Origin of the sequence: Amycolatopsis sp. NPDC048633, assembly GCF_040650695.1 — a bacterium.
Taxonomy (GTDB): Bacteria; Actinomycetota; Actinomycetes; order Mycobacteriales; family Pseudonocardiaceae; genus Amycolatopsis.
Genome location: NZ_JBEZHS010000016.1, coordinates 28753 through 45077 on the forward strand (window position 1 = coordinate 28753; position 16325 = coordinate 45077).

General features: G+C 71.8%; 11 protein-coding genes. 5 read left to right on the plus strand and 6 right to left on the minus strand.

What is annotated here, in order from left to right:
• Positions 1-17: 17 nt before the first annotated feature.
• On the plus strand, positions 18-2798 hold the full coding sequence (locus tag AB0C38_RS26440) for a cellulose binding domain-containing protein (RefSeq protein ID WP_360678015.1): 2781 nt from the start codon (positions 18-20) through the stop codon (positions 2796-2798).
• On the opposite strand, the gene AB0C38_RS26445 is transcribed toward AB0C38_RS26440, so the two are convergent.
• Positions 2735-4237 (minus strand): cellulase family glycosylhydrolase, encoded by a 1503-nt coding sequence (locus AB0C38_RS26445; protein WP_360678017.1) that lies wholly within the window; start codon positions 4235-4237, stop codon positions 2735-2737. The genes AB0C38_RS26440 and AB0C38_RS26445 overlap by 64 nt on opposite strands.
• A gap of 426 nt (positions 4238-4663) precedes the next feature.
• On the opposite strand from AB0C38_RS26445, the gene AB0C38_RS26450 reads away from it, so the two are divergent.
• The gene (locus tag AB0C38_RS26450; RefSeq protein WP_360678019.1) at positions 4664-5827 is read left to right on the plus strand and encodes a cellulose-binding domain-containing protein; all 1164 of its coding nucleotides are present in this window, start codon (positions 4664-4666) and stop codon (positions 5825-5827) included.
• Here AB0C38_RS26450 and mgrA read toward each other — a convergent pair.
• Together mgrA and AB0C38_RS26460 are read right to left on the minus strand one after the other, a co-directional pair.
• A complete protein-coding gene (mgrA, locus tag AB0C38_RS26455) occupies positions 5824-6819 on the minus strand; it encodes an L-glyceraldehyde 3-phosphate reductase (RefSeq protein ID WP_360678021.1) in 996 nt (331 codons plus the stop codon). The genes AB0C38_RS26450 and mgrA overlap by 4 nt on opposite strands.
• A 34-nt stretch (positions 6820-6853) precedes the next feature.
• On the minus strand, positions 6854-8047 hold the full coding sequence (locus AB0C38_RS26460) for an AGE family epimerase/isomerase (RefSeq protein ID WP_360678023.1): 1194 nt from the start codon (positions 8045-8047) through the stop codon (positions 6854-6856).
• Positions 8048-8213: 166 nt separating this feature from the next.
• Between AB0C38_RS26460 and AB0C38_RS26465 the strand changes: the two genes are divergently transcribed.
• Positions 8214-9275: a lytic polysaccharide monooxygenase gene (locus tag AB0C38_RS26465; protein WP_360678025.1), complete on the plus strand. Its 1062-nt coding sequence runs from the start codon at positions 8214-8216 to the stop codon at positions 9273-9275.
• 32 nt (positions 9276-9307) lie between these two features.
• Here AB0C38_RS26465 and AB0C38_RS26470 read toward each other — a convergent pair whose 3' ends face one another.
• Complete coding sequence (locus AB0C38_RS26470) at positions 9308-10711, minus strand: substrate-binding domain-containing protein (protein WP_360678027.1); 1404 nt, start codon at positions 10709-10711, stop codon at positions 9308-9310.
• Between the two features lie 173 nt (positions 10712-10884).
• Here AB0C38_RS26470 and AB0C38_RS26475 point away from each other — a divergent pair, with 173 nt between their 5' ends.
• A complete protein-coding gene (locus AB0C38_RS26475) occupies positions 10885-12156 on the plus strand; it encodes an ABC transporter substrate-binding protein (RefSeq protein WP_360678029.1) in 1272 nt (423 codons plus the stop codon).
• A 186-nt stretch (positions 12157-12342) separates the two neighbouring features.
• A complete protein-coding gene (locus AB0C38_RS26480) occupies positions 12343-12879 on the plus strand; it encodes a GNAT family N-acetyltransferase (RefSeq protein ID WP_360678031.1) in 537 nt (178 codons plus the stop codon).
• 70 nt (positions 12880-12949) lie between these two features.
• Here AB0C38_RS26480 and AB0C38_RS26485 read toward each other — a convergent pair whose 3' ends face one another.
• Positions 12950-14752, minus strand: coding sequence for a glycoside hydrolase family 6 protein (locus tag AB0C38_RS26485; RefSeq protein ID WP_360678033.1), 1803 nt, complete (start codon positions 14750-14752; stop codon positions 12950-12952).
• A gap of 31 nt (positions 14753-14783) precedes the next feature.
• Positions 14784-16319, minus strand: coding sequence for a cellulase family glycosylhydrolase (locus AB0C38_RS26490; RefSeq protein WP_360678035.1), 1536 nt, complete (start codon positions 16317-16319; stop codon positions 14784-14786).
• Positions 16320-16325 lie beyond the last annotated feature (6 nt).

The following is a 16325-nucleotide window of genomic DNA, read 5'->3' on the forward strand; positions in this document are numbered from 1 at the left end:
GACTTGTGGAGGCAACCGTGCGAAGTACGCGTTCCCGATCACCGAGACACCTGCTCGCGATCTTGCTGGCCGTCCTGACGCCGGCCGCCGTCGCGGTCACCGTCGCCGCCGCGCCGGCGTCCCCCGCCGCCGTCGCGGCCACCACGTGGCGCAACGCGGAGATCGGCGGCGGCGGGTTCGTCCCCGGCATCGTCTTCAACCAGGCCGAACCCGGCCTCGTCTACGCCCGCACCGACATCGGCGGCGCGTACCGCTGGAACCCCGCCACCGGGCGCTGGCTCCCGCTGCTGGACTCCGTCGGCTGGACCGACTGGGGCCACAACGGCGTCGTCAGCCTGGCCACCGACCCCGTCGCCCCGGACCGGGTGTACGTCGCGGCCGGGATGTACACCAACAGCTGGGACCCGAACAACGGCGCCGTCCTGCGCTCCGCCGACCGCGGCGCGACGTGGCAGTTCTCGGCGCTGCCGTTCAAGCTCGGCGGCAACATGCCCGGCCGCGGCATGGGCGAACGGCTCGCGATCGACCCGAACCGCGACAGCGTCCTCTACCTCGGCGCCCCGAGCGGCAACGGGCTCTGGCGCAGCACGGACTCCGGCGTCACGTGGGCCAAGGTGACCGCCTTCCCCAACCCGGGCACCTACGCGCCCGACCCGAGCGACCCGTCGGGCTACTCCAGCGACAACGAAGGCGTCACCTGGGTGACGTTCGACCCGTCGACCGGCACCCGCGGCAGCACCACGCAGACGATCTACGTCGGCGTCGCGGACAAGGCGAACACCGTCTACCGCAGCACTGACGGCGGCACGACCTGGGCCCGGCTGGCCGGCCAGCCCACCGGGTTCCTGGCGCACAAGGGCGTCCTCGACGCGACCGGCGGCTACCTCTACCTCGCGACCAGCGACACCGGCGGCCCGTACGACGGCGCGAAGGGCGACGTCTGGAAGTACGCCACGAAGACCGGCGCCTGGACGCGGCTCAGCCCGATCGCCTCCGACAGCGCCGACGACTACTTCGGCTACAGCGGCCTGACGATCGACCGGCAGCACCCGAACACGCTGATGGTCGCGACGCAGGTGTCGTGGTGGCCGGACGTGATCTTCTTCCGCAGCACCGACGGCGGCGCGAGCTGGACCCGGATCTGGGACTTCACGAGCTACCCCGACCGGTCGCAGCGGTTCACCCAGGACATCTCCTCGGTGCCGTGGCTGACCTTCGGTGTCCAGGCCGCTCCCCCGGTGCCGTCGCCCAAGCTCGGCTGGATGACCGAGTCGGTCGAGATCGACCCGTTCGACTCGAACCACCTGCTCTACGGCACCGGCGCGACGATCTACGGCACGTCCGACCTGACGAAGTGGGACAGCGGCGGGAAGATCACGATCAAACCGGTCGTCGGCGGCCTCGAGGAGACCGCGGTACTGGACCTGATCAGCCCGCCGTCGGGCGCGCCGCTGATCTCCGGGCTCGGTGACATCGGCGGGTTCCGGCACGACAGCCTCGACGCCGTCCCCTCCACGATGTTCACCTCGCCGGTGTTCACGACCACGACCAGCCTGGACTACGCCGAGTTGAACCCGGCGACGATCGTCCGCGCCGGCACGCTCGACCGGACGGCCCGGCCGAACGACAACCGCATCGCCTTCTCCACCGACGGCGGCAAGAACTGGTTCCAGGGCGCCGAACCGGGCGGCGGCGCGAGCGGCGGGACGGTGGCCGCGGCCGCCGACGGCAGCCGGTTCGTGTGGAGCCCCGAGGGCACCGGCGTCAGTTACTCCGTGGGCTTCGGCTCGTCGTGGACGGCGTCGGCCGGCATCCCGGCCGGCGCGGTGGTCGAGGCCGACCGCGTGGACCCGAAGCGGTTCTACGGCTTCGCGGCGGGCCGCTTCTACGTCAGCACCGACGGTGGCGCGAACTTCACCGCGACCGCGGCCACCGGGCTGCCGAGCGGGTCGGTGCACTTCAAGGCGATGACGGGCGTGACCGGCGACGTCTGGCTGGCCGGCGGCTCCGGCACGACGTACGGCCTCTGGCACTCGACCGACTCCGGAGCGTCCTTCACGAAACTGAGCGGGGTCGCCGAAGCCGACAACATCGGGTTCGGCAAAGCCGCCTCCGGCCGGACGTATGCGGCGTTATACACGATCGCGAAGATCGGCGGGGTGCGCGGGATCTTCCGGTCGGACGACGCGGGGGCTTCGTGGACGCGGATCAACGACGACCGGCACCAGTACGGCAACATCGGGGCGGCGCTGAGCGGGGATCCGCGGGTGTACGGGCGGGTGTACGTGGGCACGAACGGGCGGGGCGTGATCATCGGAGAGTCCGGCGGTGACCAGCCGCCGCCCACGACGACGACCACCACTTCCTCTCCCCCGACGACCACGACCACTCCGGTGCCGTCTTCGTCGTGCACCGCGGCCTACACCGTCACGAACCAGTGGCAGGGCGGCTTCCAGGCCGGGGTGAAGGTCGGGAACACCGGGACCGCGCCGGTCGGCGGCTGGACGGTCACCTGGTCGTTCGCCGACGGCCAGCGCGTGACACAGGGCTGGAACGCGCAGGTGACGCAGACCGCCGCGGCGGTCTCGGCGGTCGACGCGGGCTGGAACAAGACGATCCCGGTGGGCGGCAGCGCCGAGTTCGGCTTCACCGGCACGTCCGGCACCACCAACACCAACCCCACCACGATCGCGCTCAACGGCAACCCCTGCACGACCTCCTTTGGGGTGGGGCGTCAGCCGGCGGCGAGGAAGTGGGCGCGGATGCCCGCGCCGAACGCTGTCGGCGTGCCGTCGTAGGACGTGATCAGCGCTGGGCCGGTGCTGCAGTTCCAGGTGTTCCAGGTCCAGCCGAGGTAGGACGCCTGGTGCCGGTCGAACCAGTCCATCAGGCCGGTGACGTAGCCGCTCGCGCAGTCGTTCTCGCCGATCTCGCCGGCCACCAGCGGCACCGCCGCGGCGACCGGCGCTAGCTGGCTGTCCCAGCACGACGACGAGCTGCACGTGTTGAAGTTGTAGGAGTGCCAGGACGCGACCAGGTTGCCGGCCGGGTCGCTCGGCTTGTACTGCAGCCACCCGGTGAGGTCGTTGGAGTAGGCGAGGCCGCCGAGCATGAGCACGTTGGTGGCACCGGTCGCGCGCACCGCGTTCACCAGCGTCTGCATGCCCGCCACGGGGTAGCCGATGCCGGAGCACGCCGAGCCGCCGTCACGCCAGCACGTCCACGCCTGGGCCGAGCCGGACACCGCGCGGTCGAGGTAGGGCTCGTTGAACAGGTCGAGGATCGTGGCGTCGTCGCCCTTGAACGTGTTCGCGACCGACGTCCACAGGTCGACCGAGTGCTCGGTGTCGGTCATCGGCTTCTGGCAGGTGGCGTTGACGTCGCTGCACGCGGACGAGTTCCCCGTGTAGACACCGTGCGTCCAGTGCAGGTCGAGGATCGCGACGAGGCCGTTCTGGTGCAGCAGGTCCACATAGGACTTAAGGGCCGCGCGGTAGGGGGCACCGGCGTACCGTGAGTCCACGTTGGACAGTCCCAGCCAGCAGTCCTCGTTGAAGGGCACGCGCACGACGTTCGCGTGCCAGCTCTTGATGGCGGCCACCGAGGCCGCGTCCATCGGGCCGTCGAACAGGCCGTTGCCCTGCACGCACGCGAACTCGCCGCCGGAGCGGTTCACCCCGCGCAGCGTCACCGGAGTGCTCGCGGCGTCGGCCAGCCGGTTGCCGGAGACGTGCAGCCGGGGCGCGCCCTCGGGCGGCGGCGTGGTGGTCGTGGTGCTGGGCAGGGTGATCGGGGTCGTTTGCGTGGTGGTCGGCGGTTGCGTGCCGCCGCACGGTTCACCGTTCACGCTGAACGACGTCGGCGCCGCGTTGGCGCCGCTGTAGCCGAAGTTCGCGCCGGCGGTGACCGACGCGTTCGGGGCGATCGTGCCGTTCCAGGACGCCGGGGTCAGCGTGACGGTCTTGCCGGACTGCGCCCAGGTGCCGTTCCAGCCCTGCTGCAGCTGCTGATCGCCGGAATAGGTGTAGCTGATCCGCCACCCGGACAGCGGCGCCGTCCCGAGGTTCTTCAGGCTGAGGTTCGCGGTGAAACCGCTTCCCCAGTCATTGACCGTGTAGCCGACTTCGCAGGCCGTCGCCGCCGCGGCGGGCGAGGGTGTCCCCAATGTGAACGCCGTCGTCGCGCCGACGACGGCGAGCGCGCTGAAGGCGCCGAGCAGTGCTGGTCCGGAACGCATCGATCACTCCCTTGAGGGCAAAACGGTAACCGTGAGAGCGCTCCCAGCAGCGGGGGACGCTACCCGGCGCCCCGGAGGCTGTAAACCCCGCGGCGATCTTGGGGGAGAATTCTCCGAATCCACTCCAACGGCGGCATCCGGCGGCGCCGGCCGGTGGCACAGCGCGACCTCGGGATGCTTTGCCTCCCAACGGCTTCGGCCGTTCAGGAGTGTTCAGTTCCCGCCGGGTCCGGCGAGGGCACCCGAAACCGGACCACCGGGTCGGCTCGCGTCGGGGTCGCGCTTTACAACGACGACACACGGGGGTTACCTTTCCGGCGGCTGGAAGCGCTCCCATGCCAGGTCGCCTCATCCGAACGCGGCCACCACCCAGGGGCGCCGTGGCGCGAGCCGCGGCGCCCCTGTCCGCGTCCCGGGAGGCCCCCGTTGACCAGGTTCGCCGCCGCCCTCGCCGCACTCTGCCTCGCTGCCGCGGGCACCACCGCGGTCGTCGCCGCCGGGCCCGCGACCGCCGCGCCGGCCTGCCAGGTCGGCTACCGCGTCAACCAGTGGCAGACGGGCTTCACCGCCGAGATCACCGTGACCAACGGTGCCACCGCACTCACGTCCTGGGCGCTCACCTGGCACTACGCCGGGAACCAGGCCGTCACCTCGGCCTGGAACGCCACCGTCCGCCAGTCCGGCGCCGCGGTCACCGCGGAGAGCCTGTCCTACAACGCCGCGCTGCCCGCCGGCGGCACGGTGTCGTTCGGCGTGCAGGGCACCTACAGCGGAACCAACGCCGAGCCGGCGGACTTCGCGCTCAACGGCGTCGCGTGCGGGGACACCACTCCCCCGGTGACAACGACACCGACGACACCGACGACACCGACCACCACGCCGACCACGACGACGACCGCACCGCCACCCGCCGGGTGCGCGGACGCGGCGTTCTGCGACGACTTCGAGCAGCAGACCGGCAGCGTCCCGGCCGGCCGCTGGACCGTCGGCGCGGCGAACTGCCAGGGCACCGGCACGGTCACCGTCGACTCCGCGGTCGCGCACTCGGGCACCCGCTCGGTGAAGGTCAGCAGCCCGGGCGGCTACTGCAACCACGCGTTCTTCGGGACGAGCGTGCCCGGCTCCGGCGTGTTGTACGGCCGGTTCTGGGTCCGCCACACGACCCGGCTACCCGCCGCGCACGTCACGTTCATGGCCCTGCGCGACACCGCGGACGGCGGCCGCGACCTGCGCGCCGGCGGGCAGAACCAGGCCCTGCAGTGGAACCGCGAGTCCGACGACGCGACGCTGCCCGCGCAGAGCCCGGCCGGCGTCGCCCAGAGTGTCCCGCTGCCGACCGGCACCTGGTCCTGCTTCGAGTTCGAGATCGACGGCGCCGCCGGGCAGCTGCGGACGTGGCTCGGCTCCGCCGAGGTGCCCGGGCTCGTCGTCGACGGCGTGCCCACCCCCGACGTCGACCAGCAGTGGCTCGGCCGGGCCTGGCACCCGGCGGTCACCGACCTGCGGCTCGGCTGGGAGAGTTACGGCACCGACCCCGACACGCTGTGGTTCGACGATGTCGCGCTGGGCAACTCGAGGATCGGCTGCTAGGCCGCGACGATCCGGTCGATCTCGGCCAGCTCGTCGTCGGTGAACTCGAGGTTCGCGGTGGCCGCGACGGTGTTCTCGAGCTGGGCGACGCTGCTGGCCCCGATCAGCGCGGAGGTGACGCGGCCGCGGCGCAGCACCCAGGCGATGGCGAGCTGCGCCAGCGTCTGCTCGCGCCGCTTCGCGACGTCGTTCAGCGCGCGGATCGTCGCCAGCGTCTCCTCGGTGAGGCGGTCCTCCGTCAGGAACGGGCTGGCCCCGGCCGCACGCGAGTCGGCGGGGACGCCGTCGAGGTAGCGGTCGGTCAGCAGGCCCTGGCTCAGCGGCGAGTAGGCGATCGAGCCGACGCCGTGCTCGTCGAGGGTGTCCTGGAGGCCGTCTTCCACCCAGCGGTTCAGGATCGAGTACGACGGCTGGTGGATCAGCAGCGGCGTGCCCAGCTCCTTCAGCGCGGCGAGCGCGGCTTCGGTCTGCTCCGGCGAGTAGTTGGAGATGCCGGCGTAAAGCGCCTTCCCGGACCGGACCGCGGTGTCGAGGGCACCCATGGTCTCCTCGATCGGCGTCTCCGGGTCCGGGCGGTGCGAGTAGAAGACGTCGAAGTGGTCGAGGCCGGTGCGCCCGAGGCTCTGGTCCAGGCTGGCCAGCAGGTTCTTGCGCGAGCCCCATTCGCCGTACGGGCCGTCCCACATCAGGTAGCCGGCCTTCGACGACACCAGGATCTCGTCGCGGTACGGGCGGAAGTCGGCGGCGTAGTGGCGGCCGAAGTTCGCCTCGGCCGCGCCGGGCGGCGGGCCGTAGTTGTTGGCCAGGTCGAAGTGCGTCACGCCGAGGTCGAACGCCCGGCGCAGCACCGCGCGCTGGACGTCGAGCGGCTTGTCGTCCCCGAAGTTGTGCCACAGGCCGAGCGACACGGCGGGCAGCTTCAGCCCGCTGCGCCCGGCCCGCCGGTACGGCATGCCCGCGTACCGGTCTTCGGCGGCGGCATAAGGCGACATGGTTCTCCTCGTCGGAAGGGGGTTCTCGCGGAGTCTAACCGCGGGTGACCAGCGCGCCGGCGAACGACGCGGCGGGCGGCAACGCGGGCAGGAGCGTCGCCTGGTAGGCGTGGTAGATGTCCGGTTTGCCCACCCAGACCGCCGACGCGGGGCGGTTCTCCGGGTCCAGCTCGTGGTGCCACGAGCCGAGTTCGGGGTCGACGAAGCAGGCCTGGGCGTGGTCGCACCAGTCCCGGAAGCGGTCGAGGTAGGCCGCCTCGCCGGTCTCCTGGTGCAGTGTCCAGGCGGCGGCGATCGCCTCGGCGACGACCCAGTGCAGGCGGGTGCGCACGACCGGTGTCCCGGCGAAGTCGGTGGTGTAGACGAATCCCGGCCGGCCGTCGACGGCCCAGCCGTGGCGGACCGCGGTCGTGAACAGGGCCTCCGCGTCGGGCACCAGCCACGCCGGCGCGCCGGCCCCGAGTGCGCGCTTCAGGTGCACGGCCAGCCGCGCCCATTCGAAGAGGTGGCCGATGGTGGCGCCGAACGGGCGGAACGGGTGGGCGGGCTCGTCCCGGTTGTGCTCGAGCTCGACGTGCCAGCCCGCGTCGTAGTGCTCCGGCAGCAGCCAGCCGTGGGCGCGGGCCTCACCGTGCACCAGGCCGTCCACAATGGACAGCGCGCGGGTGGCCCAGACCCGGTCGCCGGTGACGTCGGCCGCGGCCAGGAACGCCTCGACCGTGTGCATGTTGGCGTTGGCCCCGCGGTAGTCCTCCAGGTGCGTCCAGCCGCGGTCCCAGACGTCGGCGACGCGGCCCGGGCCCGGTTCCCAGAACCGGCGTTCGACCACTTCGAGCGCCTCGGCCAGCAGCGATTCCGCGCCCTTGGCACCGGCGGCGACCGCGCTCGAGGCCGCCAGGACGACGAAGGCGTGTTCGTAGGCGCGCTTCTCTGACAACGTTGTCGTGGCATACCAGCCACCGTGGTCCGGATCGCGCAGGAGGCCGGTCAGCGCCGAGACGCCGTGCGCGACCTGCGCTCCGGTGTCGGCGCCCTGCAGCGACGCCAGCGCGAAGACGTGCGTCATCCGGCAGGTGATCCAGGTTTCGACGGGCCGGTCGAGGACCGGCCGCCCGGCGTCGTCGAGCCAGGCGAAGCCGCCGGCGGGGTGGGCCGCGCGGGCGGCGAAGCCCAGGAGGCGGGCGGGTTCGGCGCGCACCCAGGCGGGAACCGATGACGGACTGTCCACTCTCTGCCCTTCTCCACGGCCGGCCCGGTGATCGGCTCCCTCCGCCAAGGTAGGCCACGGCACCGCCGGTCGTCACCGCGGGATTCCGGAAGTGACCACCACCGCGTACCCTGATCGTGAGAGCGCTCCCAGTCTTCGACGCACGCTACCCGACGAAGGGACAGACGTGACCAGGAGACGAAGTACGATCCTCGCCGCCGTCACCGTGCTGCTGGCGAGCCTGACGGCGATCCTGCTGAACACCGGCACCGCCGAAGCACACGGCGCGATGATGAAACCGGGCAGCCGGACGTTCCTGTGCTGGCAGGACGGGCTCAGCTCGACCGGCCAGATCATCCCGCAGAACCCGGCCTGCACGGCCGCGGTGAACACCAGCGGCGCCAACTCGCTGTACAACTGGTTCGCCGTGCTGCGGTCCGACGGCGCCGGCCGCACGCGCGGCTTCATCCCGGACGGGAAGCTGTGCTCCGGCGGCAACTCGGGCTACGCCGGCTTCGACCAGGTCGGCGACTGGCCGCTGACCCACCTCACTGCCGGGGCCACGTACGACTTCTCCTACAACGCGTGGGCCGCGCACCCGGGCTGGTTCTACACGTACGTGACCAAGGACGGCTGGGACCCGTCGGCGCCGCTCACCTGGGACTCGCTGGAAGACCAGCCGTTCCTGACGGTGGACCACCCGGCGGTGACCGGCCAGGTCGGCACGGTCGACGGGCAGTACAAGTGGACCGGCGCGCTGCCGTCGAACAAGTCCGGGCGGCACATCATCTATTCGGTGTGGAAGCGCTCCGACAGCGCCGAGACGTTCTACGGCTGCTCGGACGTCACGTTCGACGGCGGGAACGGCGAGGTGACGGGCGTCCACGAGCCGGGTTCCCCGACGACGACGCCGACGACCCCGACCAGTACCCCGCCCCCGGACGGCTCGTGCATGGCGATGTACGAGGTGACCAACGCCTGGAGCGGCGGCTACCAGGCGACGGTGACGGTGATGAACCACGGCACCTCGGCCTACCGCGGCTGGCAGGTGGGCTGGACGCTGCCCTCGGGCCAGACGATCGGCAGCGTCTGGAACGGCACGCTGAGCCAGTCCGGCTCGGTGGTGACAGTGCGCAACGCCAACTGGAACGGCGCAGTCGCGCCCGACGGATCGACGACGTTCGGACTGGTGGTGAACGCGTCGGGGACCAACCCGGCCCAGCCGTCGCCGACCTGCCAGGGCACCTGAGCATCCCTTGTGGACGGCAGCACCGGCCCCGCTCAGCGGACGGGGCCGGTGCTGCCGCGCGTGATCAGCCGCGGCCGCGAGGCGAAGACGTCCCCGACCTCCTCGCCGGCGATGAGGTCCCGCAGCATCGACGCGGCGAGCCCGCCGAGCTCCACCAGCGGGCGCCGGACGGCGGAGAGGGCCGGGCGCACGAGGCGGCAGAGCTCGGAGTCGTCCCAGGAGACCACCGAGAGGTCACCGGGAACGGAAAGCCCGAGCTCCCGGGCGGCGACGAGCGCGGCGACGGCGAGGGAGTCGGTGTCGCAGAGGAGCGCGGTGGGCCGGGGATGGGCGGTGAGGAGGTACCGGACCGCATCGGCCGAGGGTTCGATGTGGACGGTGGCCGGTGGGGTCGGCCGGGCCCGGTTTCCCAGGCTTGCGGCGGGAGGATCGCCGGCCCGCATCCCGGCTGGGCCGGCACTCTCGGGCCACCGGCTGGTGCTCGCGGCTGGGCCCGCACTCTCACCCCACCGACCGGTACCCGCGGCCGAGCCCGCACTTTCGCCCCGCCGACCGGTACCCGCGGCCGGTGGCGCGGCTAGCCCGGCATCGCCGGTCTGACCGGCATTTCGGCTCCAGGCGCTCGCGGCCGTCCCCGCACCGGTGCCCCGAACATCTCGGTCCCCGGCGCCCGCGGGCAGCAAGCGGGTCGGCCCGACACCGCCGCGGCTCTCGGAACCACCGGCCCGCGTCCCGGCCGGGCCCGCACTCGCGCCCCACCGGCCGGCGCGCTCGGCCGGCAACCCGGCACCCGCGCCCCCACCGCCGCGGCAATTCTCTGCCCCCGCGGTCCGGGCACCGGCCAACCCCAGCCGTCGCGCCTCGGCCGCGAAAGCTTCCTCTCGCTCCCCCGCATCCGCGAACACCGCCGCTCCGACGATGCGGGCCACGTGCTTATGACCCAGCGCCGCCAGGTACTCCAGCGCCTCCGCGGCCCCCGCCGCGTCGTCCACCCGAACCGACGGCACGCCGGGCAGTCCTCCGGGGCCGCCGAGGACCACCGCCGGGAGGCCGATGCGCACCAGCTCCGCCGCGTGGTCCGGCCCGGTGAGCAGGACGCCGTCCACCTTTCGCTCGGCGCGCCAGCGGTGGTAGACCGCCGGGGAGGCCTCGCGGCCGGCCGCGACCTGCAGCAGCAGCTCCGGCTCGAACCCGTCGAGCAGGGCGGGCAAGAACAGCTCGGACGGCCCGTCGAGCACCAGCCCGATCGCCCCGGCCCGGCCGCCGGACAGGGCGCGCGCCGTGCTGCTCGGGGACCATCCCAGCTCCCGGGCGATCCGCGTGATCCGGTGGCGGGTCGCCTCCGAGACGCCCGGGCGGCCGTTCAGCGCGTAGGACACCGCACCCTTGGACACGCCCGCCTCCCGCGCGATGTCGGTGATCGTCGGACGCTTCATCGCACCCCTTCCCCACCGAAAAGCCCACCGGAAAGCCGACCGGAAAGCCCCTGCGTGTCCGCCCGGACACCCGCCGTCGCGCACCTTGACACCCGCCGCTCCCGGAAACAAGACTCGGCCCGGGAGCGCTCCCAATCACGTGGGGGTGAACCGCGAGTGGGGAGTGCGCACGCATGAGGCTGATCCGAAGACGGCTGGCCTTCGCCGTCGCCGTCGTCCTGCTCGTCCTGACCGGGGGCTGCGGCCCCAGCACGCCCGAGCGCATCACGCTCACCCTGGCCACGTTCGGCGAGTTCGGCTACGACGACCTGATCCCCGGGTACAAGTTCACCCACCCCGGCATCGACGTCCGCCAGGTGAAGACCGACCAAGGCGGGCCGTACCACCAGGACCTGCTGGGCAAGCTGCAGAGCGGGCAGGGCCTCGCCGACGTCCAAGCCGTCGAGGAAGGCCACCTTTCCGACATCCTCGCGCAGTCCGGGAAGTTCGCCGACCTGGCCGAGATCGGTCCGACCGACGTGAAGCCCGGCCGGTGGCTGGAGTGGAAGTACGAGGCGGGCCGCAGCAAGGACGGCAAGCTCCTCGGCTACGGCACGGACATCGGCCCGCTCGCGATGTGCTACCGCAAGGACCTCCTCGAGGCGGCCGGGCTGCCGACCGACCCCGGCTCGGTCAAGACGATGTTCGCGACCTGGGACAGCTTCTTCAAGGCCGGCGAGAAGTACGTCAAGCGCTCGAAGGGCAAGGCCTGGTTCGACTCCGCCGCGCAGACCTTCAACGCCATGGTCAACCAGCTCCCGGTCGGCTACCTCGACCGCGACGACCACTCGACCCTCGAGTCGAACACCGCGCTCCGGGGCGCCTGGGACCAGGTCACCACCGCCGTGAAGCAGGGGCAGTCGGCCGGGCTCACCGCCTTCGCCGACGACGGCAACAACGGCCTGCGCCTCGGCGCATTCGCGACGAAGGTCTGTCCTTCGTGGATGCTCGGCGTCATCGAACAGGAGGCCGGCATCGGCAACGCCGGCAAGTGGGCGCTCACCGACGCGTTCCCGGACGGCGGCGGCAACTGGGGCGGCTCCTACCTCACCGTGCCGGCCGCGAGCGAGCACCCGAAGGAGGCCGCCGCGCTGGCCGCCTGGCTGACCGCGCCCGAGCAGCAGCTGCACGCGTTCCGGGTGAGCGGGAACTTCCCCAGCCAGGTCGAGGCCTTCACCTCCGCGGACCTGCTCAGCGAGATGAACGGCTACTTCGGCGGCGCGCTGAGCGGGCAGGTCTTCGTCGCCCAGGCCCAAAAGGTCGGGAAACCGCAGTACAAGGGCCCGGGTGACGGCAAGATCCAGGAGACGGTGGTCGCGCCCGCGCTCAAGGCGGTCGAGGGCGGGGCCGACCCGGCCGCCGTCTGGCAGCAGGTGCTGATCGGGGTGCACCAGCTGGTGCCGTGACGCCCGGGCCGGTCCGGGGTGGACGGTCGCCGGGTGCCGGCGAGGGGACGCCTCGGAGGTCCGGGACGGATTTTCTTCGAGGACGGACACCCGGCGAACTCCTGTCGATGGTCAGAACACAGTGGACCGTGCGGCCCGGCCGCAAAACCGCTCGCGCGCCGCTCCCCCGTTTGGCACCCTGACCGCGTGACGACTCCGGACCTGACCCCGCTCTTCGGCCACCCCGTCCGCCACCCCGGCCCGGACGATCACCTGCCCGTCCTCGCGGTCCTCGACTCCTGGTGGGGCGGCCTCGGCGGCGACGAAGGCTCCCGCCAGCGGGCCCTGCTCCTCCCGAAGCTGATGTTCCAGCACTTCACCGGCAGCAGCTTCCTGGTGACCGGCGACGACCGGATCGTCGCGTTCCTGATCGGGTTCCTCTCGCCGTCCCGGCCGGCCGAGAGCTACATCCACTTCGTCGGCGTCGACCCCGCCGAGCGCGGCAAGGGGCTCGGCGCCGAGCTGTACGAGCGCTTCTTCGCCTACAGCCGCGCGCACGGGCGGAGCACCGTCCGCGCCATCACGTCGCCGGTGAACAAGGCCTCCCACGCCTTCCACACCCGGCTGGGGTTCGTCACCGAACCCGGGCCGAAGGAGGTCGACGGCCTGCCGGTCCAGCCCGACTACGACGGGCCGGGACTGGACCGGCTGTCCTTCCGCAAAGACCTCGGCCCGGCGCGCTGAACGAACACGCGCCGGGAGTGGAAACCCGGGCCGGACGGGGGCTGTACGGCACCGCCCGGCCCGGGGTGTCCTACTGCACCGCCGGGTAGGCGTTCTGGACCAGCTGCTCGAACTGGGCCTGGAACCACTTGCCGGACAGCGGCGAGTTCGGCAGGGCGCCGGTCAGGTTGCCGCCGTTGGCCTGGTCGCTGCCGTGGTAGGCCGGGTCGCACATCCCGTCGAAGCCCTTGCCTTCGTCGTTCGGGATCTGCTGGCTCGCACCGTCGGACTCACCCGGCGGCTTGATCCAGACGTAGGCGTCGAAGTGCGCCGCGGGCGACACGGTGGGCCGCACGCCGAGCCCGGCTCCGCTCTGGTTGCACCAGTTGCCGCGGTGCAGCCGCCGGTCGATCCGGCCCGAGTTCACGTAGCTGTCCACAGTGGACCCCGACGCGCTGCTCGGCCGCGCCGAACCGCCCCAGCCGTTGCGGGAGGTGTCGATCAGCATGCCGATGCCGCTCGGCAGGCCCGCGGAGACGAACGCGTTGTACATCGCCGTGGCGAACGGCACCTCGGCGAAGTACGGGTTCCACTGGTAGAAGGTCGCCGACTTGATCTGCTGGCCACCGACCGTCAGGTTCGGGTCGGGCAGGTTCGGCTCGGTCAGCGGGGTGTAGTTGGCGGTGTCGCTGATGAAGCCGTCGATGCTGTTGACCCCCGCCGTCGTGCCCTGCAGCGTCTGCTTGACCAGGTTGACGAACGGGCCGAAGTTGCTGTCCCAGCCCAGCCACGCCGAGTGCGCGATGTCCAGGTAGTTGTGGACGTTGGAGATCGCGTGCAGCTTGTTCAGCGCGTACTGGATGCCCTGGGTGTACGCCCCGGTCGACTGCGCTTCGGCGCACTTGGCCGTCGCGGTGTTGGTGATCAGGTTGGGCAGCGAGTCCGGCTCGACGACCGCCACGACCCGCAGCGGCGCGTACTTCGAGTCCGACAGGATCGAGGCGATCGGGTCGATGTACTCGCTCTTGTACCGGGCCAGGCCGTTCGAGCCGGCCTGCAGCTCGCCGTTGGACGCCAGCGCCGCGCAGTCGCGGTTCGGCAGGTCGTAGACGACGATCTGGATCGTCACCGGCGTCCCGCCGCTCTGCTGGGCCAGCGCCGCGTCGAGGTGCCCGCGCAGGCCGCGCGCGCTCGACGTGCCTTCGATCGCCGCGATCCGGTCGAGCCACACCGCGGTCGAGGTGTTCGCCACCTTGGCCATCTGGGAGCCGAGCGTGCCGCCCGTGGTCGCGGCCGCGGCGGTCACCGACGCCGACCAGTCCGGGTTCACGTACCCCTTGGCCCCGGAGTACGGGTTGTCGACGTGGGTTCCCGGCTGGGGCGTGGTCGTGGTCGTCGGGGTCGTGGTGGGCGTCGTCGGGGTGGTCGGGGTCGTGGGCGTCGTGGTCGGAGTGGTGGTGGTCCCGCCGTCACAGGTGACGCCGTTCAGCGAGAACGACGCCGGGACGGCGTTCGTGCCGGAGTAGGAGCCGTTGAAGCCGAAGCTCGCAGTCGCGTTGGACCCGAGCGCACCGCCCCACGACGGGTTCTTCGCGCTCACACGCTTGCCGCTCTGGCTGAACGTCGCGCTCCAGCCCTGCTGCACCTGCTGGTTGCCGGCGAAGTCCCACTGGACGTCCCAGCTCGAGACGGCGTCGCCGAGGTTGGTCACGGCGAGGTTCGCGGTGAAGCCGGTGTCCCACTGGTTGACGGTGTAGGTGACCTTGCAGCCCGAGGCGGCGGTCGCCGGGCTGCCGCCGGCCACCAGCAGCCCCGCGACGACCGCGGCGGCCGTCACCGAGGAAGCCGCGGCGAGCCGCACCTTCCTCTTCGGGTTCCAGAATTCACTCTTCATCGAGTGTGCTCCTTCGTGTTCGGTGGACGGGTCAGGTGGTGCACGCGGTCGCGCCGACGGCGAAGCCGCCGGGCGAGCCGGTCGAAGCCCCGGTCGCCTGGATGCCGATCGACGTCGAAGCGCCGCCGGCCAGGTCGGGCGCCCAGGTGGGAGCCTTGGCGGTCGCCTGCTGCCCGGACTGGGTGACGGTGGCACCCCACCCGCCGGTGATCTGCGTCCCGGACGGCACGGTCCAGCCGAGCGCCCAGGTCTTCAGCGGGGTGGTGCCGGTGTTCTTGAGCGTCACGGAAGCGACGAAGCCGCCCTGCCACGCGTTGTCGACGTGGTAGGTGACCCCGCAGCTCACCGCGGGCGGCGGGTCGGTCGTCCCGCCACCGCCGCCCACGGGCGGGATCAGGTACGGCTGGAGGATCGCCTGCTTGGCCTGGTCGACCGTGGTCCAGTCGTCGTTGAGGATGCCGCCGGTGTCCCCGGAGTTGGGGTTCCACGACCAGTACGTGAAGCTCATGCCGGTCGTGCCGGTGCCCGCGTACTTCATCAGCTCCTGCAGCCAGGTCTTGTCGCGCGGGTCTGCGAGCGTGGAGCCGAACTCGCCGAGCAGCACCGGCGCGATGTTCTGCTTGTGCAGGTAGCCGAAGAAGTGGTCCCACAGCGCTGGCAGGTTCGCCGGGAAGGACGGGTCCGAGAACCACGGCTGGGCGAAGACGGACGTCGCGTACTCGTGGGCCGAGTAGACGAGCTTGTCCGGCTTGGACAGTCGCACCGGGAACTGTTTCGCGCCGGAGAGGTTGCCGCCCCACCAGCCGCACTGCGGGTCGCCGGTGCCGCTGACGCAGTCGACGCCTTCGACGATGACGAGCCAGTCCGGGTTGGCGGACAGGACCGCGTTGCCGCCGCGTTCGGCGGCCAGCCGCCAGTCGGTCGCGGTGTCGCCGCAGCCCCAGCACGCGCCGCCGCCACCCTGGATCGAGTGCGGCTCGTTGTGCAGGTCCGCACCGATCACCGTGGTGTTTCCCTTGTAGTGCTGGGCGAGCATGGTCCAGTCGGACAGCCAGCGGCTCTCGGGGTAGGCGCTGGTGTACCAGAGCGCGGACTGCGCGCCGGAGTCCGGCCGGTGCTGGTCGAGGATGACGCGCATGCCCTTCGTGCCGGCGTACGCGATGATCTTGTCGAGCACCTGCAGACCGGAAAGCCCTTGCAGGTCCGGGTTCTGGACGGCGTCGATGCTGTTCGGCTTGACGCCGGAGTCGAAGAGCTGGTTGGAGTAGGGCAGCCGCAGCGTGTTGTAGCCGAGGCTCGCCATCTGGTCGAGCATGTCCTGGTAGTTGCGGCTCCACAGGCCGTGCGGCGAGTAGTTGCCGGTTTCGGCGCCGAACCAGTTGACGCCGGTCATCCGGACCGGCGCGCCGGTGGCATCGACCAGCTGGGAGCCGTTCGCGTGCCAGTACCCGGTGCCGGTGCCGACCGCGGCGGCTTGGGTGGCTTGCGGGGCCGCGGCGGCCGGGGACGCCGTGAGAACGGCGCCCCCGACCAGTGCGGCGACCGCGAGGGAGAGCAGTCGCTTCATCGAGTG